General features: G+C 77.0%; 19 protein-coding genes and 1 pseudogene. 13 read left to right on the top strand and 7 right to left on the bottom strand.

Annotated elements, in window-relative coordinates; translation table 11 throughout:
- Positions 1 to 86 precede the first annotated feature (86 nt).
- The 3 genes from NPS70_RS17315 to NPS70_RS17305 all read left to right on the top strand — a co-directional run bounded on the left by NPS70_RS17315 (position 87) and on the right by NPS70_RS17305 (position 3,063).
- A complete protein-coding gene (locus tag NPS70_RS17315) occupies positions 87 to 458 on the top strand; it encodes a peptidase inhibitor family I36 protein (RefSeq protein ID WP_256525339.1) in 372 nt (123 codons plus the stop codon).
- Positions 446 to 1,396 (top strand): hypothetical protein, encoded by a 951-nt coding sequence (locus tag NPS70_RS17310; protein WP_256525183.1) that lies wholly within the window; start codon positions 446 to 448, stop codon positions 1,394 to 1,396. The genes NPS70_RS17315 and NPS70_RS17310 overlap by 13 nt, the downstream gene beginning before the upstream one ends.
- Positions 1,397 to 1,827: 431 nt before the next feature.
- Positions 1,828 to 3,063: a peptidoglycan-binding protein gene (locus NPS70_RS17305; protein ID WP_256525182.1), complete on the top strand. Its 1,236-nt coding sequence runs from the start codon at positions 1,828 to 1,830 to the stop codon at positions 3,061 to 3,063.
- A gap of 112 nt (positions 3,064 to 3,175) precedes the next feature.
- On the opposite strand, the gene NPS70_RS17300 is transcribed toward NPS70_RS17305, so the two are convergent.
- Positions 3,176 to 4,084 carry an XRE family transcriptional regulator gene (locus tag NPS70_RS17300; RefSeq protein WP_256525181.1) on the bottom strand — a complete coding sequence of 303 codons (909 nt, stop codon included), beginning with the start codon at positions 4,082 to 4,084 and terminating at the stop codon, positions 3,176 to 3,178.
- A gap of 154 nt (positions 4,085 to 4,238) precedes the next feature.
- Here NPS70_RS17300 and NPS70_RS17295 point away from each other — a divergent pair, with 154 nt between their 5' ends.
- Positions 4,239 to 4,772: a peptidoglycan-binding protein gene (locus NPS70_RS17295; protein WP_256525180.1), complete on the top strand. Its 534-nt coding sequence runs from the start codon at positions 4,239 to 4,241 to the stop codon at positions 4,770 to 4,772.
- Between the two features lie 14 nt (positions 4,773 to 4,786).
- Here NPS70_RS17295 and NPS70_RS17290 read toward each other — a convergent pair whose 3' ends face one another.
- Positions 4,787 to 5,647: a helix-turn-helix transcriptional regulator gene (locus NPS70_RS17290; protein WP_256525179.1), complete on the bottom strand. Its 861-nt coding sequence runs from the start codon at positions 5,645 to 5,647 to the stop codon at positions 4,787 to 4,789.
- 226 nt (positions 5,648 to 5,873) lie between these two features.
- Here NPS70_RS17290 and NPS70_RS17285 point away from each other — a divergent pair, with 226 nt between their 5' ends.
- On the top strand, positions 5,874 to 6,446 hold the full coding sequence (locus NPS70_RS17285) for a phosphoesterase (RefSeq protein WP_256525178.1): 573 nt from the start codon (positions 5,874 to 5,876) through the stop codon (positions 6,444 to 6,446).
- Entirely contained in the window at positions 6,443 to 8,014 is a 1,572-nt protein-coding gene (locus NPS70_RS17280) for an alkaline phosphatase (protein ID WP_256525177.1), read from the top strand. The genes NPS70_RS17285 and NPS70_RS17280 overlap by 4 nt, the downstream gene beginning before the upstream one ends.
- Positions 8,015 to 8,048: 34 nt before the next feature.
- Here NPS70_RS17280 and NPS70_RS17275 read toward each other — a convergent pair whose 3' ends face one another.
- A complete protein-coding gene (locus tag NPS70_RS17275) occupies positions 8,049 to 9,371 on the bottom strand; it encodes a PP2C family protein-serine/threonine phosphatase (protein WP_256525176.1) in 1,323 nt (440 codons plus the stop codon).
- Between the two features lie 194 nt (positions 9,372 to 9,565).
- Between NPS70_RS17275 and NPS70_RS17270 the strand changes: the two genes are divergently transcribed.
- The 7 genes and pseudogenes from NPS70_RS17270 to NPS70_RS17240 all read left to right on the top strand — a co-directional run bounded on the left by NPS70_RS17270 (position 9,566) and on the right by NPS70_RS17240 (position 14,278).
- Complete coding sequence (locus NPS70_RS17270) at positions 9,566 to 10,447, top strand: universal stress protein (protein WP_256525175.1); 882 nt, start codon at positions 9,566 to 9,568, stop codon at positions 10,445 to 10,447.
- Positions 10,448 to 10,604: 157 nt separating this feature from the next.
- Entirely contained in the window at positions 10,605 to 10,748 is a 144-nt protein-coding gene (locus NPS70_RS17265) for a hypothetical protein (protein ID WP_256525174.1), read from the top strand.
- Positions 10,745 to 10,975, top strand: a pseudogene (locus tag NPS70_RS28905) (PRC-barrel domain-containing protein); the annotation flags it as partial. The gene NPS70_RS17265 and the pseudogene NPS70_RS28905, both read left to right, overlap by 4 nt.
- A gap of 351 nt (positions 10,976 to 11,326) precedes the next feature.
- Positions 11,327 to 11,773: a PRC-barrel domain-containing protein gene (locus tag NPS70_RS17255; RefSeq protein WP_256525172.1), complete on the top strand. Its 447-nt coding sequence runs from the start codon at positions 11,327 to 11,329 to the stop codon at positions 11,771 to 11,773.
- 203 nt (positions 11,774 to 11,976) lie between these two features.
- Positions 11,977 to 12,612: a metal ABC transporter ATP-binding protein gene (locus tag NPS70_RS17250; RefSeq protein ID WP_256525171.1), complete on the top strand. Its 636-nt coding sequence runs from the start codon at positions 11,977 to 11,979 to the stop codon at positions 12,610 to 12,612.
- Positions 12,609 to 13,478, top strand: coding sequence for a metal ABC transporter permease (locus tag NPS70_RS17245; protein WP_256525170.1), 870 nt, complete (start codon positions 12,609 to 12,611; stop codon positions 13,476 to 13,478). The genes NPS70_RS17250 and NPS70_RS17245 overlap by 4 nt, the downstream gene beginning before the upstream one ends.
- Positions 13,436 to 14,278, top strand: a complete 843-nt coding sequence (locus NPS70_RS17240) for a metal ABC transporter substrate-binding protein (protein WP_256525169.1) — start codon at positions 13,436 to 13,438, stop codon at positions 14,276 to 14,278. The genes NPS70_RS17245 and NPS70_RS17240 overlap by 43 nt, the downstream gene beginning before the upstream one ends.
- A 767-nt stretch (positions 14,279 to 15,045) precedes the next feature.
- On the opposite strand, the gene NPS70_RS17235 is transcribed toward NPS70_RS17240, so the two are convergent.
- The 4 genes from NPS70_RS17235 to NPS70_RS17220 all read right to left on the bottom strand — a co-directional run bounded on the left by NPS70_RS17235 (position 15,046) and on the right by NPS70_RS17220 (position 21,390).
- Positions 15,046 to 16,737: a class I adenylate-forming enzyme family protein gene (locus NPS70_RS17235; protein WP_256525168.1), complete on the bottom strand. Its 1,692-nt coding sequence runs from the start codon at positions 16,735 to 16,737 to the stop codon at positions 15,046 to 15,048.
- Positions 16,734 to 18,545 (bottom strand): CoA transferase, encoded by a 1,812-nt coding sequence (locus NPS70_RS17230; RefSeq protein ID WP_256525167.1) that lies wholly within the window; start codon positions 18,543 to 18,545, stop codon positions 16,734 to 16,736. Before NPS70_RS17230 ends, NPS70_RS17235 begins: the two co-directional genes overlap by 4 nt.
- A gap of 575 nt (positions 18,546 to 19,120) precedes the next feature.
- Positions 19,121 to 20,194: a sugar ABC transporter permease gene (locus NPS70_RS17225; protein ID WP_256525166.1), complete on the bottom strand. Its 1,074-nt coding sequence runs from the start codon at positions 20,192 to 20,194 to the stop codon at positions 19,121 to 19,123.
- The gene (locus NPS70_RS17220; protein ID WP_256525165.1) at positions 20,191 to 21,390 is read right to left on the bottom strand and encodes an MFS transporter; all 1,200 of its coding nucleotides are present in this window, start codon (positions 21,388 to 21,390) and stop codon (positions 20,191 to 20,193) included. The genes NPS70_RS17225 and NPS70_RS17220 overlap by 4 nt, the downstream gene beginning before the upstream one ends.
- Positions 21,391 to 21,471: the final 81 nt, after the last annotated feature.

Below are 21,471 nucleotides of genomic sequence, written 5' to 3'. Positions count from 1 at the left end.
CGGCCGGGGCGCCGCGCCGGTGCACCCGTCCGCGGCCCGCCCGTCGGGCAGGCTCGCGAAACCGCGAAGGAGTGTCTGTGAACCGCATGATCGGCAAGGCAGTGGCCACCCTGGGAGGCACCGCACTGGCGGCCGGAGTGCTGCTGGGTACGGCAGCACCGGCGAACGCGGCCTGGGCCGACTGCCCGAAGGGCTACCTGTGCGCCTACCTGGGCACGAGCGGCAACGGCGGAAGCCCGGGCAAGGTGGCCGGCAACAACACCAACACCACCCAGTACGCCAAGTTCCGGTACGCGGACTCCGCGTGGAACAACGGCAACAGCTGCAACGTGCGCATCTTCAGCGAGCGCAACTACACCGGTTCCTACTGGACGATCAGCCGGGGTGCGAGGCTCTACGACCTCAACGACTACGGCCAGCTGAAGTACGGCATCCACTCCAACAAGTGGTGCGTCTGACGCCCGAGCGGCTCCGGCCGGCGGTCCTCACCTGCCTGGCCCTGTCCCTGCTGGTGGTCGGCTGCGCCGCGGGCGCGGCCGACCACGAGCGGGACGGCTCCGGGGTCCGGCCCTGGTCGGGAGCCGCTCGGTTCACGGCGGACGAGCAGGCCCGCCTCCACGAGGCGGTCCAGCGGGCAGTGGTCGCGTGCATGCGCACACGCCGGTTGGAGTACCTGCCGCAGCCGGCCGCCGACACACGGAGGGAGGCCTCGGCCAGCCCCTACGGGCTGCTGACCGGGGCCACGGCGCGCAGCGACGGGTACGGCATCGTCGGCGAGATGCTCTCGGGCGGGGCCGGGCCGCCCCCCGACGCCAACGCCGGGCTGCTGGCGTCGATGGGCGCGGACCGGGCGGACCGGTGGCGCGGAGCCCTCCTCGGCCGCCCGGAGACGATGCGGCAGATCACCGTTCCCGACGCCCCCGCCGTCCGGTACGACCCGGACTCCTGTGCCGCACGCGGGCGCGCCGAGGTGTACGGCCGGGGCTGGGAGAAGGCCCTGCTGGATGCCGAGGCGGCCACGAACCGGGTGGTCGACTCCGTCCGGAGGGACGCGGGTTACCGGAGGACGGTGGCCGAGTGGTCCGACTGCATGGCCGGCCGGGGATACGACTACCCCGACCTGCAGGCGCCCAGGGCCGCGCTGGCACGTCGTGCCGAACGGGCGGAGACGGCCTCGGAACTGACCGCGCTGGGACGGACCGAGATCGAGACCGCGTCCCGGGACTGGGCGTGCGAGCGGGAGGTCCGTCTGCACGACGCCGCCGAGCAGGCCCAGCGGCGGGCCGAGCAGGCAGAGTTGCGGCGGGATCCGGGACTGGCCGACCGGTTGGAGCGGTTCCGGGGCATGAAGCGGCGGGCGGTGGCCGCCACCGCGGGTACCCGCACGGCGGGGTAGGGCCGCGCTCCGGGCGCGCGGAATTCGCGCCGGCGGGCGGGGCGGCGGGGCGGGACGGGCAGGGCCGTGCCGTCGGCCATCCCGGGTCCGGGGGAGGTTCCCGCGTCCCACCCGTCACCGCGGTGCGGAGGATCGCCGCAGGCCAGGCCGGTCTGCGTCCCGGGACGTCCCGCCCCGTGCCGGGGAACTGCCGTGCGCCCGGGGGACGGTGGCACGCTGCGTCGGGTCCAAGGATCTCGTCGGAAGGAACACACGCAGTGCGAGCGAACGCGATGCGGCCCCGGGGCGCGCGGTGCGCCCCCGGGCGCGGCACCCACAGATCCGCCCCCTCCTCGCCGGACGGCGCCCGGCACACGACGGCACGGCACACGGCGGGGGCCGCGCCGGGGCGGACCCGGCGACGAGCCCGTGGGGGCTCGGCCCTGCTGGCCATGCTGATGCTGCTGACCGGTCTGGTCACCGCCTCGGCACCGGCCGCGGCCGCGCCGTCGTCCACGGTGCGCCACGTGCAGATGAACCTCGCCGGTCTGGGCTACCTGCCCGCGAACGGGGTGGACGGCATCGCCGGCCCGGTCACCGCGGCGGCGGTGCGGGCCTTTCAGACGGAGAACTGCCTGCCCGCGGACGGCATCGCCGGGCCGCAGACCGGATCCGCGCTGACGGGGAAGGTCACCGCGGTGCAGCGCGCCGCCGGAACCGCGGCGGACGGGCTCTACGGGGGCGCGACGCAGTCGGCGGTCCTTGCCTACCAGCGCGCCCAGGGCCTGCTGGAGGACGGGATCGCCGGGCCGAGGACCATGGCCGCCATGGGCATCGGCCGAGGGGACTGCGGAGGCGGAGGAGAGGGTGGCGGGCTGCCCTACCCGTCCTCGCATGCGCTCCAGGTCCAGTGGAACCTGGCGGGCATGGGCTACCTGCCCTGGTCCGGTGTGGACGGCATCAGCGGCCCGCAGACCCGGGACGCCCTGCGCGCCTTCCAGCGCGACGCCTGCATCGCCGTCGACGGCGTCGCGGGGCCCGTCACCGACTCGCACACGGCGCGGCAGGTGCGCCGCGTCCAGGAGAAGGCGGGCGCCGCGGCGGACGGAGCCTACGGCCCCGACACCAGATCCGCAGTGGAGCGGTACCAGCGGGCCAACGGGCTGGCCGCGGACGGGTCGGCGGGCCCGGCGACCATGCGCGCCATGGGGATCGACCGGACCATGTCCTGCGGCGACGGGGGCTCGGGCGCCAACCCGCTCCCCCCGGCGGCGGGCTCCACCCGCGAGCGGATCGTCGACACCGCACGCAGCCAGCTCGGCGTGCGCGAATGGGGCGCCAACTGCAACCCCTACGGCTGGTGCGACGCCTGGTGCGCCATGTTCGGCACCTGGGTGTGGCAGAAGGCCGGAGTGGACGTCCCCACCTACGCGTTCACCGGTGCCTGGTTCAACTGGGGCCTGGGCAACGGCCATTCCTCCTGGGGCTACGACGGGGTCCGCGCGGGGGACGCCGTCCTGTACGGCAGCGGTCCGTCCTCCGTGTCGACCAGCACCCACGTGGACCTGGTCGAGAAGGTCCACGCGGACGGAACGCTCACCGTGATCGGCGGCAACGTCCGGGACGCGGTGACACGCCGCACCATCGACCCCGCCACCGCAGGGATCTACGGGCACGTCCGGCCGTGAGCGCGCGGGTGCCCCGCACGTGACCCGGCCGGCCGCGGCGACCGGTCCCGGCGGCGGGGCCGGTCGCCGCGAGCGCGCCGCGGGCCCCGGTTCCGGGGCCCGCGGAGGCCGCTCACCCCGGGATGGGCGAGGGTTCGGGCAGGGGTTCGTCGCCCCCGGCGCCGGTGCAGCCCTCCTCGCCGTCCGCCGTCCGCCAGCAGGCCCGCACCTCGGAGGGGGTGGGCACGCCGAGCATCGCCGTGATCGCCGCGCGGGTGCGGTCCCCGGGCACCGTGGCCGTATGGGTGCGTCCCCCGGACACGGCCGTCACCTCGTCACCGGGTGCGGCCCAGGTCATCCTGGCCCATGCCGCGCGGCACACGCTGCTGTAGCGGACCTCCACATAGGCCTGACCGACCCGGCCGGTCGCGGCCGTCCAGGCGTCCCCTCCGCACCCCTGCTCGACGGCTTCGAGTCCCTCGCAGGCAGCGCCGTGGCAGTGGGCGACCATCCCCTGGAGCGGGCCCTCGGTCTCGCGGACGGCGGCGCCCGCGCCCTGCCCGTCCCCCACCCCCCACGGCGTCCGGAGGGCCAGCACCAGCGCGGCCGCGACCACCGCCACCGCGCCCACCAGGCCGGCCACGAGCGGGCGGGGCCGGTTTCCGGAGCGTACCGGGACGGCCCCACCGACTTCCGCGACCGGCGCGGGGGCGCCCGGCGCGGGGGCGGCGGGCGCGGGGGCGGCGGGCGCCGGGGCCGGTGTGGTCCGGCCCCGTCCGCTGGCCGCCTGCTCCGCCAGCTCCCACAGTGCCAGCAGGCGCGCGGACCCGTCCCCCGCGTGCCGCGCCAGCGCCACCACCGCGGATCTCGGCGGCAGGTGACCGCCGTTCAGGCAACGCTCCCAGGAGGACCTGCTGTACGCGGTCGCCCGGCCGAGCGCGGCGAAGCTCCACCCCAACGCGTCCTTCGTCCGCCGCACTTCCTCGACGAACCGCAGGACGTCGGGCTCCGGTTCACCGGGCATGGCCTTGCGCGCCGTCATTTCCCAACCCCCATGAGCCTGTCGCGTCCCTCGGCCTGGCCTCCCACTCTCCCATGCGGCGGGGCAGCGCCCCGGGGACGAACGCCGTGCGGCCACGCTCTGGCGCAAAACAGCCACCTGCGCGGTACCCGGGACGGCCGGTAGAACGGCATGCATGACTGCTTCCCGACGGCACCTGACCCTGGTCGCGAGCGTGGCGGTGCTGGGCACCGCCTGCTCCCCCTCCGCCCCGCCGCCCCCGTCCGCGGACCTCCCCGACGGCCGGGTGTACGTCACCGGGGAGGGGCACCCCGGTGACGACTGGGAGGACGAGGGCCTGCTCGGGGAGAACCTGCCGGTCCGCAGCGACCTGGCGGCGATGTGGCAGTCGGTGCTGTGGGCGGACGGGTACCTGCGGCGTTCCGACGTCGACTGCCACTACGCCGGAAGGACCGTCGAGGCCACCCGTGTCTGGCAGAGCAACCGCAGGCTCGCCGCCGACGGGATCGTCGGTCCGAAGACCTTCGGCCGCGCCGGCCGGCAGCTCCTCGCCAGGGACGGTGCGATCCACTACGAGGGGGCGGAGCACACCGTGCGGTTCCGGCGCGACCGGGACGGCCGCTACAGCGTCCTGGACGAGGGCAGGCACAAGCCGCTCCGCAGGGACCGTCCCACACTCAGCAGCTGCGAGGAGACAGCCGGGTCGTGACCGCGGGCCCGGACCTACCCGACAGGCCCGGAGCGCACCCGGTTTCCCGCGTCCACACACGTCTGGACCTCGTCGAACACCGCGCAGAACTGCACGCCGGAACCGAGCCTCTCGGGCGCGGGCAGCATCCGGGAGCGCCCGCTCCCCTCGCGCTCCCACCGCTGCCCCGCTCCGGGCACGCTCAGGGCGATCCCGCGGACCCCGGCCGGCGGTGCCACCTCCCCCCACACGGTGGCGCACGCAGGGCTGTGGAGGAGCTCCACCCGGTGCTCCTCCCACTCGTAGCGTCCCAGGGTGCGCCGGTCCTCCACGCACCCGGTGCGCCGGGCGTCGAGCCCCGCACAGGAGTCCCCGCGGCACGGGGAGTTGGTGTCGGCACGCACGTCCACCGGCCAGGCCCCGCCCGCGCGCTCCCCCTCGGGCGAGGCGGAGGCCAGCGCCGCGGCGAGCAGCAGCGCCACGAGCACACCGGCCCACAGGCGCAGCGGAATCGCCCGGGGCCCGCCTCGCGTGCGGTGCGGCCGCGGGTCCTCGGCAGGCGGGGCGACGGCCTCCGGCACCCCGGGCTCGGGCCCCGGCTCGGGCCCCGGCTCCGGCTCGGGCTCCGGCTCCCGCTCCGCCGCGGGCGGCGACGCCCGGACCGCCTCGGCCGCCTCCCACAGCACCCGGAGCCGCACCCGGTCCCCTTCGTCGGCCCCGGTCAGCTCGGCGAGCGCCTCGGCGGCGTCCCACTGGGGGAACGCCAGACCGTTGAGGTAGCGCTGCCAGGAGGAGGGGCTCCGGGACGTCCGGTGCGCCAGCGCCGTCAGGCTGGCCCCGGCCCGGTCCTTCAGTACGCGCAACCGCAGCACCAGGCGCCGGTGTTCGGGCGGCATGTCCGCAGGCAGTGGACGCCAACGCGCCATGATTTCCTGTTCCTCCCTCGCTCGGCGGTGTTCGTCCGGGCTCCGCCCAGTCTCCCCGGCCGTCCGCGCGAGCGCACCGGGCACCGGCGTCCGGGCGCGGCGGCGCTCCCGGTTCCCGTGGCCGTCGCCCGGGGTTCACCCCCGGCTGCTCGGATGCGCGCATGGTTCCCCCTCACCCCCGATCGAGGAGCACCGAGTGAATCTCGTGGTCAACGGCGACGCCGAGAGCGGTCCCGGAGGATCCGCCGAGCCCGTCACCGAGGTGGTCGGCTGGGAGGTGCGGGAAGGGGCGCCCGCGCTCGTCCCGTACGCGCTCGGGGGCGGCTACCCCGGGCCCGCCGACCCCGGCCCGGCCGCGCGCGGCAGCCGCTTCTTCTCCGGCGGCAGCAGCCTGCGCACCGTGCTGGTCCAGGACATCGCCCTGCCCGAACGCGGCCGCACCGGACGGCGAGCCGTCGACGCCGGCCAGGTGCGGTACACGCTGGCCGGATGGCTCGGCGGATACGCCGGCCAGGAGGACGGCGCCCGCCTGTCCGTGGAGTTCCGGGACGCGCGCGGCACGCCGGTCGCGCTGTCCGTGCTCGGCCCCGTGACGGCCGCCGAACGCTCCTCGCGGACCGCGCTCGTGGAGCGCACGGCGACCGCCGCCGTGCCGCCGGGGGCCCGCAGCGCGCGGGTGCTGCTGGTCCTCACCCGCGCGGGCGGAACGTCCAACGACGGCTACGCCGACGCCCTCTCGCTCACCCTGGCCACCGGAGGACTCGCATGACCCGGCTCGACCGACGCGGACTGCTGAAGGCGGCCGGTGCCGCCGGTGCCCTGGGAGCGGTCTGGCCCCTGGCCGCCGGTCTGTCGCCCGCCCGGGCCCGGGAGGCCGCCGAGGCGCTCGGGGCGGACTACGACCCGGCACCGTTCACCCTCGGGGTGGCCTCCGGCGACCCCGGGCCCGGAAGCGTCCTGCTGTGGACCCGGCTCGCCCCCGAGCCGCTGGCGGCGGAGCAGGAGCTGCCCGAGGTCGTCGAGGTCGAATGGACGGTGGCGGCCGACCGGGAACTGCGCCGGACCGTGGCCCACGGCACCACCACGGCCTCCGCGACGCTCGGCCACAGCGTCCACGTCCCGGTCTCCGGGCTGCACCCGGGAACCCGCTACTGGTACGCCTTCCGCGCACTGGGCAGGCGCAGCCGGGTCGGCCGGACCAGGACCGCGCCGGTCGGCCGCGTCTCCTCCGTCCGGTTCGCGGCCGCCAACTGCCAGGCGTTCCACGACGGCTTCTACGCCGCCCACCGGGGCATCGCGCGCGAGGACGTCGACTTCGTCGTCCACCTCGGCGACTACGTCTACGAGCACGGGCGGGTGGGCGGCGTCCCCGCCGACCACGTACGCGACCACGAGGGGCCCGCGGCCTTCACGGTCGCGGACTACCGGCGACGCCACGCGCTCTACAAGGGCGACCGCTCCCTGCGCGAGGCGCACGCGGCCCACCCGTGGTTCCTGACCTGGGACGACCACGAGGTCGTGAACGACTACTCGGGAACGGCCGGGGCCGCGCCCTTCGTCCGGCGGCGGGCCGCCGCGTACCAGGCGTGGTACGAGAACATGCCGCACCGCGACGCCGGCGGAGCCGCCCTGGCCCTCCCGGACCCGGAGATCCACCGGGTGCGCCGCTGGGGCGACCTGCTGGAGCTGACCGTGCTCGACCTGCGCTCGCACCGCTCGGCGCAGAACCTGCCCGACGGGACGATCCTCGGCGCCGCCCAGAAGGCGTGGCTGAAGCGCACCGTCGACCGGGCCCCGGACTCCTGGCACGTCTGGGCCAACTCCATCATGCTCAGCCAGCTGCGCGGGCGCCCCGGCGGCCCGTACATGTTCACCGACCAGTGGGACGGCTTCCTCGCCGAGCGCAAGGAGGTCCTCGGGCATGTGCACCGGTCCGGCATGGAGGACCTCGTCGTCGTCACCGGCGACTGGCACTCGGCCTTCGTCGACGACATCCGGCCGGACTTCGACGACGTCTCGTCGCCGGTGATCGGGACGGAGTTCACCGCCCACTCGGTGACCTCGGGTGCCTACTCGGCCGACTGGAACGCACGCAACGGCCCCGTCATGGGCGCGGCCAATCCGCACCTGACGTACTTCGAGGGGAACCGGTACGGCTACGACGTCTACCACGTCACCCCGGAGCGCTTCAGCGCCCACATGCGGGTCGTCGCCGACCGCCGCGACCCCGCCTCACCGGTCACCACGCTGACCACCTTCCACGTGGACCGGGGCCGGGCCGGTTCCTACGAGGACCCGGCGACGAGGAACTCACCGGCCCAGTACCGGCGCGACTGAGCCGCCGCCCCGGCGCGGTGCGCCGGGGCGGCGGCTACCCGGGCGGGACGCGGAGGGCGAGGACGGCCGTGTCGTCGCCCTCCGGCGCGGGGCGCAGGTCCGCGAGGGCGTCGCAGAAGCGGCCCAGCGGGGCACGGGCGAGCGGGGCGGCGGCGCGCTCCAGCGCCGTCAGCCCGGCGTCCAGGGCCTCGCCCCTGCTCTCGACGAGCCCGTCGGTGTAGAGGACGACCGTGCTGCCCGGTGCGAGGTCCAGGCCGTGGTCCGGGCGGGGGTGGCCGGCGTCGACGCCGATCGGCAGACCGGGCTCGCCGCTCAGCACCCGGGCGGCGCCGCCCGGGTCGACCACCAGGGGCGGCAGGTGGCCGGCCGAGGTCCAGTGCATGCGGTAGCGGTCCCGGCCCGCGCGGTGGATCCGCACCAGGCACGCGGTGGCCACCGGGAGGTCGGTGATCGCCTGCTGGATGCGGTCCATGCGCCACAGGGCGGAGCTGGGCGGGCCGCGCAGCTCGTACAGCAGGGCCCGCAGCATGTTCCGGGTCTGGGCCATGGCCGCGGCGGCGTGGAGGTCGTGCCCCACGACGTCGCCGATCATCATGGCGCAGGACCCGTCGGGGAGCCGCATCGCGTCGTACCAGTCCCCGCCCACGTGGTGCCCCGGGGTGCCTGCCGGGCGGTAGAGGGCGTGCGCCTCGTAGGGGCTGAGGTCCGGCAGGCGGGGCACCAGCAGGCGCTGGAACCGCTCGGCCCCCTCCCGCACCGACCGGAAGAGCCGAGCGTTGTCGATGGCGACGGCCGCCGCGCTCGCGAGGGCGGTCAGGACGGCCTCGTCGTGCTCGTCGAAGGGCAGCCCGTCGGTGCGGTCGGCGAGGTAGAGGTTGCCGTAGACGCCGTGGCGCCCACGGATCGACACCCCCAGCAGGCGGGTCATGTCCGGATGGCCGGACGGGAACCCCACGGACTCGGGGTGCTCGGAGATGGCGTCCACCCGCAGCGGCTCCGGGTCGCGGATGAGGTGGCCGAGCAGTCCGCGGCCCCGGGGGAGTTCGACGTGGGCGAGGGCCCGGCGCTCGTCCTCGTCCAGGCCGACGGGGATGAAGTCCGACAGGGCGTCCCCCGAGGCGTCCAGCACCCCGATGGCACCGTAGCGGGCCCCCACCAGATCCCGGGCCGTGCTCAGGAGCGTCTGTAGCAGGGCGGGCAGCTCCAGCTCGCCGGTCAGCGCGTGGAAGGCGCCCAGCAGGCCGTGGAAGTGCTCCTGGGCCCGTGCGAGGGACCGGAGCCTGACGGAGATCTCCTCCAGCTCGCCGTCCACCCGCGCCCGGAGTCGTGCGAACGATTCCGGCCCCTGTGTCGCCATAGCCCCTGACTAGCACGATTCGCCCGTCCCCGCTCGGGACCGGGCCGGTCGGGGCCGGTGCGTGCCGGGGCGTCGCGGGGGTCAGCTGTTGCCGACGGGCAACCGGTCCCGTGTCATGAGGAGAGGACGCGGACGGGGCTCACCGGGCGTGACCGGTGAGCCCCGTCCGGGCGACGAGACGAGGGAGGTGCCCCGTGGCGGAGGACCGGGTGGCGGGCACGGTGGTGGTCGGCGTGGTCGACGCCGAGGGGCAGCACAGGGTCGTCCGCCTCGCGGCCGAGGAGGCGGAGCGCCGGGGCACCGGCCTGCGGATCCTGCACGCGGTCGAGTGGCCGCTGCCCTCGGGCACCTCCGGGGAGGGGGCCGCGGACGAGACGTACGTGAACCGGGCGGAGCGGGTGACGGCGCCGTTCGCCGCCACGGTGATGCGGGAGTTCCCGCAGCTGGGCGTGGCGGTGGAGCTGGTGACCGGGTCCCCCACGGCCGCGCTGGTGGACCGGTCGGAGGAGGCCGCACTGATCGTGCTGGGGCACCGCGGCACCGGAGGCTTCGCACGCCTGCCCCTGGGGTCGGTGAGCCTCCAGGTGGCCACGCACGCCGCCTGTCCGGTGGTGGTGGCCAGGCCCGGCGGCGAAGCGGAACGGGACAACCGCGTGGTGGTGGGCGTCGACGTGCACGACGTCCGGCCGGCCGTGCTGGACTTCGCTCTCCACGAGGCCGCGATCCGCGGGGCCGCGCTCGACGTGGTCCACGCCTCCACGGCGCCGAGCCTGCTCGCCACCGGCCCCGCCGGGCCGCTGCGCATCGACCACGAGACGGCCGCCGGCGCGGAGCAGGGTCCGCTGGAGGAGGTGGTGGCCCCCTTCCGGGCCGCGTACCCGGACCTGGAGGTGCGCGTGCGCGCCGTGCACGGGCACCCGGCCCGCATCCTGGTCGACGCCGCGCGCCGGGCCGGGCTGCTCGTGGTCGGGACGCACGGGCGGACCGGGCTGAAGCGGCTGCTCCTCGGTTCGGTGAGCGGGGAGGTGCTGCACGCGGCGGAGTGCACCGTCGCCGTGGTGCCCGCGGAGCGCTAGCCGTCGTGCCCCGTCAGGCGGCCTCCGCCCCGGTCGGACCTGCCTGACGCGGCTCTGCCGTACGGCCCGGGGACGCCGCCCGGCGGTCGACAGCCGCCGGTCCCGGGTCGATGCTTGAAGGAGTACGGCGGTGCCGCCTCGGCGAAGGGGCTCGGAGATGGACTGGTGGATCTGGCTCGTCATCGTGGTCGCCGTGCTCGCCGCGGCCGGCGCGGCGCTCGTGGCCCTCCAGGCGCGGCGGCGGTCCGGCGGGGTGATCGCGCAGGGGCGGCGGCCCCGCGGGAGGAGGTCCGGGTCGTGACCACGTACCTGCGGGCGAGCGAGATCATCAGGAAGCCGGTGGTCACCCTGGGCGGCGAGGACGTGGCCCAGGTCAAGGACATCCTCTTCGACGCCTCGAAGGGCCGGATCCGGGGCTTCACCCTCACCGGCCGCGGCCTGCTGTCGGGCCCGCTGCACCGGGAGCTGCTCTGGAGGAACGTCCACCGGCTCGGCCCCGACGCCGTGATGGTCCGCACCGGGAACGCCCTGGAGGACGACGACTCCACCGCGCAGAGCGCGGTGGAGGAGCCCGGGGGCGGCAACGTGCTGGGCATCGCCATGACGACCCGCAGCGGCACCCGGCTGGGGACGATCACGGACGCGATCATCGAGACGGGCGCGACCCCCGTCGTCGCCGGCTACGAGTTGGAGAGCCCCGGGCACGGCAGCGTGCTGGTGCCCGTGGCCGGGCCCGTCACCGTCTCCAGTGAGCGGGTGCTGGTGCCCGACGAGACCGCCGAGCACAGCGCCGGGACCCTGGAGAGCTTCGGCACCGCGGCCGAGGGGCTGCGCCGGCGCCTGGAGCAGGACGCGCAGGAGAAGCAGGAGGACTGAGCGATGCTGTTCACCCGGGCCCAGGGCGAGGACGTCGTCGAACTGTCCAGTGCGGCAACGCTCGGGACCGTCACGGCGTGCACCCTCGCACCGTCCCCCGCCCGCATCTCGGGGCTGCGGCTGAAGACCCGCGGCCGGGGCGGCCGCCACATGCTTGCCTGGAAGGACGTGGAGTCGTTCGGCCCGGACGCGGTGACCGTCAGGGACGCCTCCCGCCTCCGCAGGGAGAAGGAGATCGAGAGCGGGCAGCAGACCCACCCCGACCACGACCCGATCGGCAAGCCGGTGCTCACCGAGGCGGGCGAGGCCCGGGGCACGGTGCTCGACGTCGAGTTCGACGAGCAGACGGGGCGGGTGAGCCGGCTGCTGACGGCGGAGGAGCAGTTCTCCGGCGACGACCTGGTCGGGGTGGGCGGCTACGCGGTGGTCGTCGGCGACACCTCCCGCTGAGGAGCCGCCCGCGTCGGCCGGCTCGGGCCTCCCGTCGCAGGGACGGCAGGCGCACGAGGCCGGGCGGGCGCACGAGGCCGGGCGGGGGCGCGCGGTGGGGCGCGATGTTCCCCGGCGCCGGAACCAGGGGACCCTTCCTCCCGACTACTGCGGTGTCCGGGGGGTGAACCGCCCCCGCGTCGTGCTGCGGTGAAGGGTGTGGGATGGGCGGGTTGGACGTGCGCATGCACGGGGTCACGTGCCGGCACGGCCGGGTGGAGGCCGTCTCGGGGGTGGACCTGGAGGTCGCCGCCGGCGACCGCGTGGCCCTGACGGGGACCAACGGGTCGGGCAAGACCACCCTGCTGCGCGCCGTGCTCGGGCTGCACCGCCAGGCGGGGGGCTCCATCCTCGTCGGGGGCCGCGGCACGCGCACGGCCGCCGAGTGGGCCTGGCGGCGCCGCAGCTGCGCCTGGATTCCGCAGAAACCGGCCGCCGGACGGTTCCCGCTGCTCGGCGCCGAGCTGCTGGACAGCAGCCACGCCCCGGCCGAGGCCGCCGAGGCGGCGGCCCGCCTCGGCGTCGGCACCCTCGCCGACCGGCCCCTGCACACGCTCTCCGGCGGGCAGCTCCAGCGGATGTACCTGGCCCGGGCGATCGGCTGCGTGGCCGCCGGGGCCGAGGTGCTGCTCGCGGACGAGCCGACCGCCGCCCTGGACTTCGAGGGGCAGGCGGAGGCGGCGGACGTGCTGGCCTCCCTGCCGGTGACCCTGGTCGTGGTCACCCACGACCGGGCCCTCGCCGAACGGTGCGACCGGGTCCTGGAGATGGCCGCCGGACGGCTGCGGGAGGTCCGGTGAACGCCCTCGCGACGGCCGATGTCGGAGCGCTGCTCCAGCTGGTGCCGGTGCAGCGGGCCGGGCTCGCCCTGCTGCTGGCGGCGGTCGGCCTGCCGGTCATCGGGGTGGTCATCGTGGGGCTGGACATCATGCCGGTCCGGTTCGCGATGATGCACGTCGCCCTGCTGGGCATCGCCGTCGGGCTGCTGACCGGGCTCGACCCCATGCTGTGCGCGCTGGTGGCCTGCGCCCTGGCCGGGGCGGGCGTGGCGCCGCTGGCCCGCACCCCGGACGGCCTGTCCGGCGCCATGGGGCTGCTGATGAGCCTGGCCATCGCCGCGGCGCTGCTGCTCCTGGCCGTCTCCGGGGTCAACGCCTCCGGCGCCTTCGCCCTGCTGTGGGGGTCGATCCTGTCGGTGGGCTCCCCCGACCTCGTGGTGCTCGGAGCCCTCGCCGCCGTCGTCCCGGCGCTGTTCTGGTGGCGGCGCCGCGACATCGGACTGCTGCTGTACGACCGGGAGCTGGCCCAGTGCTCCGGGGTGCCGGTGAGGGCGCTGACGGCGGCCCTGCTGGTGCTGGTCGCGGTGGCCGTGGCGGGAGCGATCAAGCTGACCGGGGCGCTGCTGGTCGACGCCCTCACGCTGCTGCCCGCCCTGGCGGCACGGCGCCTGGGCAGCTCACTGAAGTCGATCACCCTCTGGGCGATCGGTATCGGGGTCGCGGTGAACCTGAGCGGGTTCCTGCTGGCCCTGTGGCTGGACTGGCCCCCGGGCCCGGTCCTGGTCCTGATGGCGGGGGCGGTCGTCCTCGCCGTGCATCTCGTATCCGAACGGAGAACCAGCCCATGGCGCGCACCGGCGTCCGCATCCCTTCCCTCCTCGCACTGAGCGCGGTCGGCCTGGCCCTCGTCACCGGCTGCGGCGGCGGCGACACCACCTCCCCCTCCGGCGCCTCGGCGCCCGCGGCGGGGGCAACCGGCTCCGAGGCCGCGTCCGAGGGCGGGGAGAAGCCCGCGGTCGTCGTCACGACCACCTGGGAGGGGGCGTTCGCCAAGGCCGCGGGTGCCGAGGACGTGACGGTCATCGTCCCCCAGTCGGTGCACCACGCCCCCGACTACGACCCCAAGCCCTCCGACCTGACCGCCGTCGCCCAGGCCGACTTCGTGCTCTACGCCCCGTTCGAGCCGTACGCGGAGAAGATCAAGGAGGCGGCGGGCTCCTCGGCGAAGCTGGTGGAGGTGAACCTCGACAACGACCCGGACAAGGTCAAGGCCGAGGTGGACAAGCTGGCCGCGCTGTTCGGCACGGCGGAGGCGGCGACGCGGTGGAAGACGAGGTTCGACACCGAGTACGAGACCCTCAACAAGGACGTCCGGGCGGCGTGGCCCGACGGCGGGAGCCCGGTGGTGGTCAGCCAGCTCTTCACCGTGTGGGCGGCGAAGCTGGCCGGGGTGGCCCCGGCCGGGACCTACGGTCCGGAGCCGGTGACCCCGGCGCAGCTGGCGGAGCTGTCGGCGAAGAAGCCCGCGCTGGTCCTGGACAACGCCCACATGTCCACCGGCACCGTGCTGCCCGACTCCGGTGCCGAGCAGGTGGAGATCGTCAACTACCCCGGTGAGGACCTCGACCTGCTGGCGGTCTACCGCGACGCGGCGGCCGGGATCAGGAAGGCCATGGGCGGGTCCTGACCCTCCCGCCGGGCGGACGCGGCGGCCGCGTGCGCGGCGTTCCGGGTCGGCGTCCCGTACGCGGCCTCCGCCCGTTCCCGCGCCCGGTGAGCCGTGTCACCGGCCGCCGGTAGCGCCGCGCTCCCCGGGCCGCGCTCCCCCGCCGGACGCCGTGCGCGGCAGGCAGGCTGACGGTGCGTGATCCGGGAGGCGCCCCGGCGCCCCCGGGAGCCCGGGGCGGCGTCCCCGGGCGGCGGAGCCGGTTTACGGCCGTGCACGGACCCGGGAACGGGGCGGACCCGGGTGGGTCCGCCGGGCTCCTCGGCGTGCCTGCCGCCGGGAGCGGTCGGCCGTACGGCCGCGGGCGGTCGGCTGCCCGGCGCCGCCGGCCCGGCGGGCGTCCTCGCCGTGCCGGCACCGGTGTGCACGGGGCTCGGGGGGCTCCGCCGCCACCGCTTCGCCGCGACGGCGCTGTTCCCCGGCGCCGTCCAGAGCGTGCTCCACCCCGCCTTCCACCCCCTGACCGGCGGCCGCGGCGCCCCGTCCGCGCAGCACGGCGCGGGCGGTCCCCCGCCCGGGGCGCGGGGCTCCGGAGCCCTTCCCGGGCGCGGGCGTGCCGGCCGTGGCCTCCCTCGGCCGGGCCGTGCGGGGGGGGCGCCCCGGCCGCGTCCTCGCCGGGGACGTGTCCGCCGGGCTGCTGCGCCGGTTTCGGGGCGCATGAGGCAGGGGCCCGGCCCGGCACGTACGTGCCGGGCCGGGCCGGGTCCGAGGGTCGGGGGTGGTGTCCGTCAGCCCGCCTGGGCCAGCGGAGGCCGGTCCCCCGGGGTTTCCTGTGCGGCCGGGTCCGCGGTCAGGCGCTCCCGCAGCGCCGCCCGGTCGGGCTTCCCGGCCGGTGTCAGCGGCATCCGCGCGACGACCAGGAGCCGTTCGGGGTGCTTGCGCCGCTCCATGCCGCCGGCCTCCAGGTGGTCGCCGAGCGCGTCCAGGGTGGGGGCGCGGTCCCCCCGGGGTACCACGCAGGCCGCGAGCCGCTCGCCCATCAGGGGGTCGGGGACGCCGACGCAGACGACGTCCCTGACCTGCGGATGGGAGGCGAGTCCGCGCTCCACCTCGGCCGGGCTGATGTTGGCGCCGCCGCGGATGACGATGTCCTTCAGCCGCCCGACGACGTGCAGGACCCCGTCCGTGTCGAGGTAGCCCAGGTCCCCGGTGCGGACCCAGCCGTCGGGGGTGCGGTAGCGGGCGTCGAGCTCGGGGGCGCCGACGTAGCACAGCGGGGACATCGGGCCGCGGGAGATGATCTCGCCGACGGTGCCGTCGGCGAGGGCCCGGTGGGTGTCCGGGTCTGCGATGCGGATCTCGGTGACGCGCGGGTCGGGGCGGCCGGCCACCACTCCCGTGCCGTCGGTCGGCGGGACCGCGTGGGCGAGGCCCGTGTGGCAGTTGACCCCGTCGGCGGAGCCGTAGAGGTTGACGACGGGGCAGCCGAAGGCGGCCGAGGCCGCCGCGGCGGTGGTCTCGTCGAGCGGCGCCCCGCCGAGGACCAGGGCGGTGGGCGCGGGGACCTGCTCCCCCGTGGCGTCCAGGTGCTCGAGCATCATGCGGACCATGGTGGGCACGCCGAGGACGTGCGTCGGCCGGTGCTCCCGCAGCGCGGCGAGGGCCGCCCCGGGGGTGAAGCCGTCGAGCAGGACCAGGGTGCCGCCGTGGCGGGCGAGGGTGACGGCGGTGCCGTTGGAGCCGAAGGCGGAGGCGAGCGGCACCAGGAAGAGGCAGCGGGGCGGCGTCCGGTCGGGTATGAGGGAGGCGAGGAAGTTGCCGCGCCCGCCGGCGAGCGCGTTGTGCGAGTAGGCGATCATCTTGGGCTCGGCCTCGGAGCCGGAGGAGACGAGGATGCGGGCCGCGCCGTCCGGGTCGGGGCGGGCCGGGACGAAGTCCCGGGCGTCGCCGCGCATCAGCGCGGACCAGGCCGCCGTGCCCTCGGGCGCGGCCCCGGGCCCGACCGCGACGACGTGCCGCAGGCCCGGCAGGGACCGCGAGAGGGCGAGGAGGTCGGCCGCGTGGTGGAAGTCCCGGTGCCGCGCCGAGGCGATCACGGCGACGGCCCGGGCCCGCCGCAGCAGGCACTCGGCCTCCAGGACACCGCGCCCCACCGGGAAGGGGAGGGCGACGGCCCCCAGGGCGGCCAGGGCCAGGTCGGCGATGACGGCGTTGCGGTGGTTGGGGAGCTGGACGCCGACGACGTCGCCGGGGCGTATGCCGAGGTCCCGCAGGCCGGCGGCCAGACACCGGACCCTGCGGTCCAGGGCCGTGTAGCAGAGCGTGCCCTTGGCGTCGAGGACGGCGGGGGCGTGCGGCTCGGCGAAGCGGCGGGCTCTGAAGAGGCTGTAGAGGTCGAGGTCGGGACAGCTGCCGTCGGCCGCCCAGGAGCGGCGGAGTCCGGCGGGCAGCAGGTCCTTCAGGGCGGGGCCGTCGGTCATGCGAAGCTCCAGGGATCGGGGACGGCGGGGGCGCCGTGCGCGTCGCGGTGGATCGATCCCGCGAAGCGCGGGTCGTGGTGGAGGCCGGTGAGGTCGGTGGTGACCGCCGTGGCGGCCAGCCCCCGGCCGGCCAGCAGGGCGAGCGCCTCGGGGGTGGGCAGCGCGGAGACGTCGAGAGCCGCGGCGGCGGGGGCGTCGGCGTCCGCGGGGGCGATCCAGCCGTCCGCGGTGCGCAGCGGGCGGCGGAAGCCCGCCGCCCGGCGCGGGTTCTCTCCGCGTCCGACCCGGGCCAGGGCGGCGGCGGTGAGGGTGTCGGCCGCCCCCAGGAGGGAGGAGTCGACGCGGACGCCGCGCCCGGTGCGCGTCCTGAGCAGCAGTCCGGCCAGCACGGCCTCCGTGCCGTGGAGGCCGCCGAGCACGTCGAGCAGGGTCATCAGCGAGGGGGCGGGCGGTTCTCCGTCGGGGCGGACGGCCTCCCCGACGCCGGTGCGGGCCTGGACCATGAAGTCGGTGCCCATCGGGGCGCCCTCGATGCGGCCGGCCCAGCCGCCGGTGTAGGCGTAGACGAGGGCGGGGTTGGCGCGGGCCAGGTCCTCGGCGTCGAGGCCGAGTTCGGCGGCCTTGCCGGGGGCCCAGTTGTGCAGGAAGACGTCCGCCGTCGCGGCCAGGTCCCGAAGCCGGCCGCGGTCGGCCGCGGACTTGATGTCGATCTCCACCGCCTGCTTGCCCCGGTTGAGGGCGAGCCAGCGGGCCGAGACGCCGGAGCAGGTGGGGGGCATCCCCCGCAGGGGGTCCCCGCCGGGCGGTTCGATGCGGACGACCTCGGCGCCCAGCAGGCCCAGGAGGTGGGCGGCGAGGGGGGCCTGGATGCGGCGTCCGGCCTCCAGCACGGTCAGGCCCGACAGGGGCCCGTCGGCGGTGGGCGGGACGGGCGGGAGGGGGTGCCCGGCCGTCCGGTCGGCGGCGAAGCCGTCGACCGGGCGGAAGGACCAGGGAGGCGCGCCGTCCGCCTCGGCGTGCCGCTCGGCCAGCGTGCGCAGGACGCACACCTCGGCGCCGGAGGTCTCCGCCGCCCGGCGGATCACCGCCAGCGTCCGCCTGCGGGTGGCCTCGTGGAGTCCGGCCGGGAGGGGTGCGCAGGCGGTGGCGTAGCGGAACTGGAAGGGCCGCCAGCCGGCCCGGACCGCTGCGGCGGGGGCGTCCAGTGCCCGCCAGAAGGCGGCCCAGGCGCCCGGGTCGAGGGTCTCCAGTTCGAACAGGACCCCGTCGGCGGAGGTGAACGGCGGTCCGCCGGGGGCGATGTCGGCCGCTTCGCCCTCGTCCGCACCGGCGGCGGCGAAGTACTGGGAGACGGCGAGCAGTCCGGCCCGGTCGGCACCCGTGTGCGGGCGGTGCGGCCCGGTCCCGCGTGCCTGCCCGAGGAGGGCGGCGAGCAGTCCCTGGACGGTGAGCACGGCGGTGGCGGTGGCCGTGTAGTCGGCGGCCAGTCCGGCCGGGGCTCCGTCGCGGCGCCCGTGGACGGCCATGACGCCGGTGGCGGCCTGTGCGGTGGCCTCGTCGGCGACCCCGGTGCCGGGGGCTCCCCAGGCGGCGGTCGCGTGCACGGGGGCGAAGTCCCCTCCGCCCAGGGTGAACCGGCCGGTGCGGGCCTGCGGTGGGGTGGCGTCCGCCTCCGCGGTGCGGGCCGGACGGGCACCGAGCAGGTGCAGGTGCGCGGCGACGACGCCGGCGATCTCCGCGGGCCCCGAGACGGTGGTGTCCATCGCGTCGAGCGGCCGCAGGGCCGCCGTGGTTGCTGGTGACGCCATGCCTCTCCTCTCCCGGCGCGCGGCGGTGGCCGGCGCCCAGGTCGTACGGAAGGTGGGAGCCGGGGCGCGTGCACGCCCCGAGCGGCTCCACGGACAGTCAGTCGGGCCCGCGCTCGCGGGAGTTCCCGCGGAGGGGAGCTCCCGGGGCCGCCCGGCCTTCCCGGGCGGGGCCTTCCCGGGGCCTTCCGGGGCGGGGCGGACGGCGCCTCGGGCAGGCCGCGGACGCCGGGCGCCGGGTTCGGCTCCCGGGCGTGCCCGCCCGGTGCCGGGGGACGGGACGGAGCGGACGGGTCCGCGCACGGTCGTGGGGGCGGGTCCGCGCACGGGAGGGGCGGGGCGGCCGGGTCTGCGCGGGCGCGCACCAGGGCTGGTGCGGAAGCGGCGGGGGCGGTGGGAGCCCGCCCCGGGCAAGCCGCCCCCGTTCCCCCGCCGGACCGTTGACGCCGCGGACCGGTCCCTCCCGGGGCGCCGCCGAGGCCGGCTCCGCCCGGCGGTCCGGCCCACGGGCCGGGGGCGGTACCGGGCGGGAGGCGGGCGCCCGGGGCGTGAGGCGGATCGCCGCGCCGCCGGGCGCGCTACACCCGTGTCAGGTCCACCAGGCCGTTCAGCGAGGCCAGGCCGAGGGCGAGGAAGAAGTCGCCCCAGATCAGCTCGTGGCGCTCGGCCAGGCCCTCGGCCGCGTCGTAGCAGCCGTCCAGCAGCATGCCCGCGGGGCGGCCGTCCCCGCCCTGCGTCAGGTGCCCCTCGGCCAGCCTGCTCAGGATCGCCACCCCCCGGTAGGCACAGGCGCGCGACCAGTCCTCGGGCAGCCGGGCGAGCTTGAGGAGGGCCACCGCGGTGATGGCGGCGGCGGAGGTGTCCAGCGGGCCGTGGGGGGCGCCCGCGTCGTCCGGCGGGACCAGCGGCCCGGCGAGCACGCCGTCCAGCGCGAGCAGCCGGCGGGCCGCCGCCGTGAGGCGGCCGGGGTCGTGGGCGGCGACCTCGGGGCGGAGCAGGGCGTCGGCGACGGCCAGCAGCAGCCAGGCCCGGCCGCGGCTCCAGCCGGGCCGCGGGTTCTCGCAGGGATGCCATCGCGTCCCGGCCTCGTCGAAGCGCCACGCGGGCCGGGGCTCCCCGCCTCCGGCGAGGCAGAGGTCGAGATGGCGGTGGAGGTGGCCCGCGGCGGCGGCCGGGTCGGCGGTGGCGAGCAGCGGGACCATGCCGGGGACGCCGTCCGCGCGGGCGAGCAGCCGGGGGCCGCCGAAGGCGGTCCCCCAGGGGACGATGCCGAGTCCGCGGTGGCGGTCCCGCAGGGCGGCCCGTGCCGCGCGCTCCCGGAGCGCGGCCGCCGCCGCGTCGTCCTCGGCGAGGGCCGTCGGGTACCAGAGGATCAGGCCGCGTGCGGCGGTGTCCGCCTCGGCCCAGGAGGCGAGGCGGGCCGTGCGGTCGGCCGCCGCCTTCCGGTCCGCCGGGGCTCCGGTGCGGCGGGCCCGCAGCCACAGCAGGCCCGCCCAGAAGCCTCCCGTCCAGGAACCGCGTCCGGTCGTCCGCCAGACGCCGTCCCCGGGGCCCGCGTACAGCGGGAAGCGGTCGCCGACCTGGGCCTGTGTGGTGCGTACCCGCTCCGTCACCCCGGCCAGCGCCCGGTCCGCCCAGTCCCCCGCGCTCACGCGGGTTCCCCGCGCGCGTCGCGGCGGGCCCAGGTGTACCCGACCACCGCCGCCAGGGCGAACTCGGCGCCGACCAGCAGCCAGCCGGCGCCGTAGTGGCCGCTCTCGGCGAACGGCGCGAACACCGCCGGGCCCACCGCGAAGCCCCCGAAGAACCCCGCGGCGACCAGGGCGGAGTCCTGCCCGGCCCGGCCCGGTGCCGCCCGCTGCATCACCAGCACCATGGACACGGCGTTCGCCGAGACGGCGAACACGCCCACGGCGACCGCTCCCGCCCACACCAGCGGTACCGCCCACCGGGCGGCGGCCAGCAGGGCGGCGGCCAGCAGCGCCCCGCCCGCGAGCAGGGCGGGCAGCCGCTCGGCGCGCCCCGGCCGGGCGGCCCGCGACCAGAGGACCCGGCCCGCGATCCCGGTGACGCCGAGGACGGCCACCAGCGCCGCGGCCAGGGTGCTTCCGAGACCGAGCTCGCGCGCCCCGTACAGCGCCAGATAGGTGTTGACGGAGGCGATGCCCGCACCGAGGAGGAGCGAGTAGGCGCAGAGCCACGCCGTCATGCCGCGCGGCGCGCTGAGTGCGGCCGCCGGGGCCGCGGGGCGCGCCGGGTCGGCGGGCAGCACCCGGTGGGCCCAGCCCGCCGCGAGCAGCGCCGCCGCCGCGGCGGTCCAGACGGCGGCGCGCCAGCCCAGGCCCGCCGCGAGTGCGGCGAGCGGAAGCCCCGCCGCGAAGGCGCCGAGCTGCACGCCCGACTGCTTCAACCCGGTGACCGCGCCGCGCCGTTCGGGGGCCACGGCCGCGAGGACGGCCTTGTTGGTGGCGGGGTTGGCCAGCGCCTGCGGCAGCCCGCCCAGGGCCACCGCGCAGAGCAGCAGGCCGGCGCCGGGCGCCGCCCCGATCGCGGCGAGGGCCGCGGCCGAGACCGCGAGCAGCAGCACCAGGGAGCGCCGGGGCCCCGTCAGGTCCACGATCCGGCCCCCGATCGGGGACAGCAGCGCCGCGGTGCCGAAGCCGACGGTCGTCGTCAGGCCGAGCACCGTCGGCGACACCCCCAGGTCGGCCACCAGCCGGGGGCCGAGCGCCCCCAGGAGGAAGAGCTGGAGCATGGAGAAGGCCATCGCGCCGGTGAGCAGGACGACGAGCCGTCGGTCCCCCCGGTCGGCGGTCGGTGCGGACGCTGCGGTCCCGGGTGGCGCCACGGTCGTCGTCTCCGTTTCCGGCGTCGCTGAGTCGCTGAGTAGCTGAAAGGGTGGGTGCAGTCGGGGAGTCAGTCGGCCGGA

The sequence above is a fragment of the Streptomyces sp. C10-9-1 genome (genome assembly GCF_024497955.1).
Classification (GTDB): domain Bacteria; phylum Actinomycetota; class Actinomycetes; order Streptomycetales; family Streptomycetaceae; genus Streptomyces; species Streptomyces sanyensis.
The sequence above is the reverse complement of the archived record's forward strand: the minus strand, read 5'-3'. Positions and strand labels throughout refer to the sequence as shown.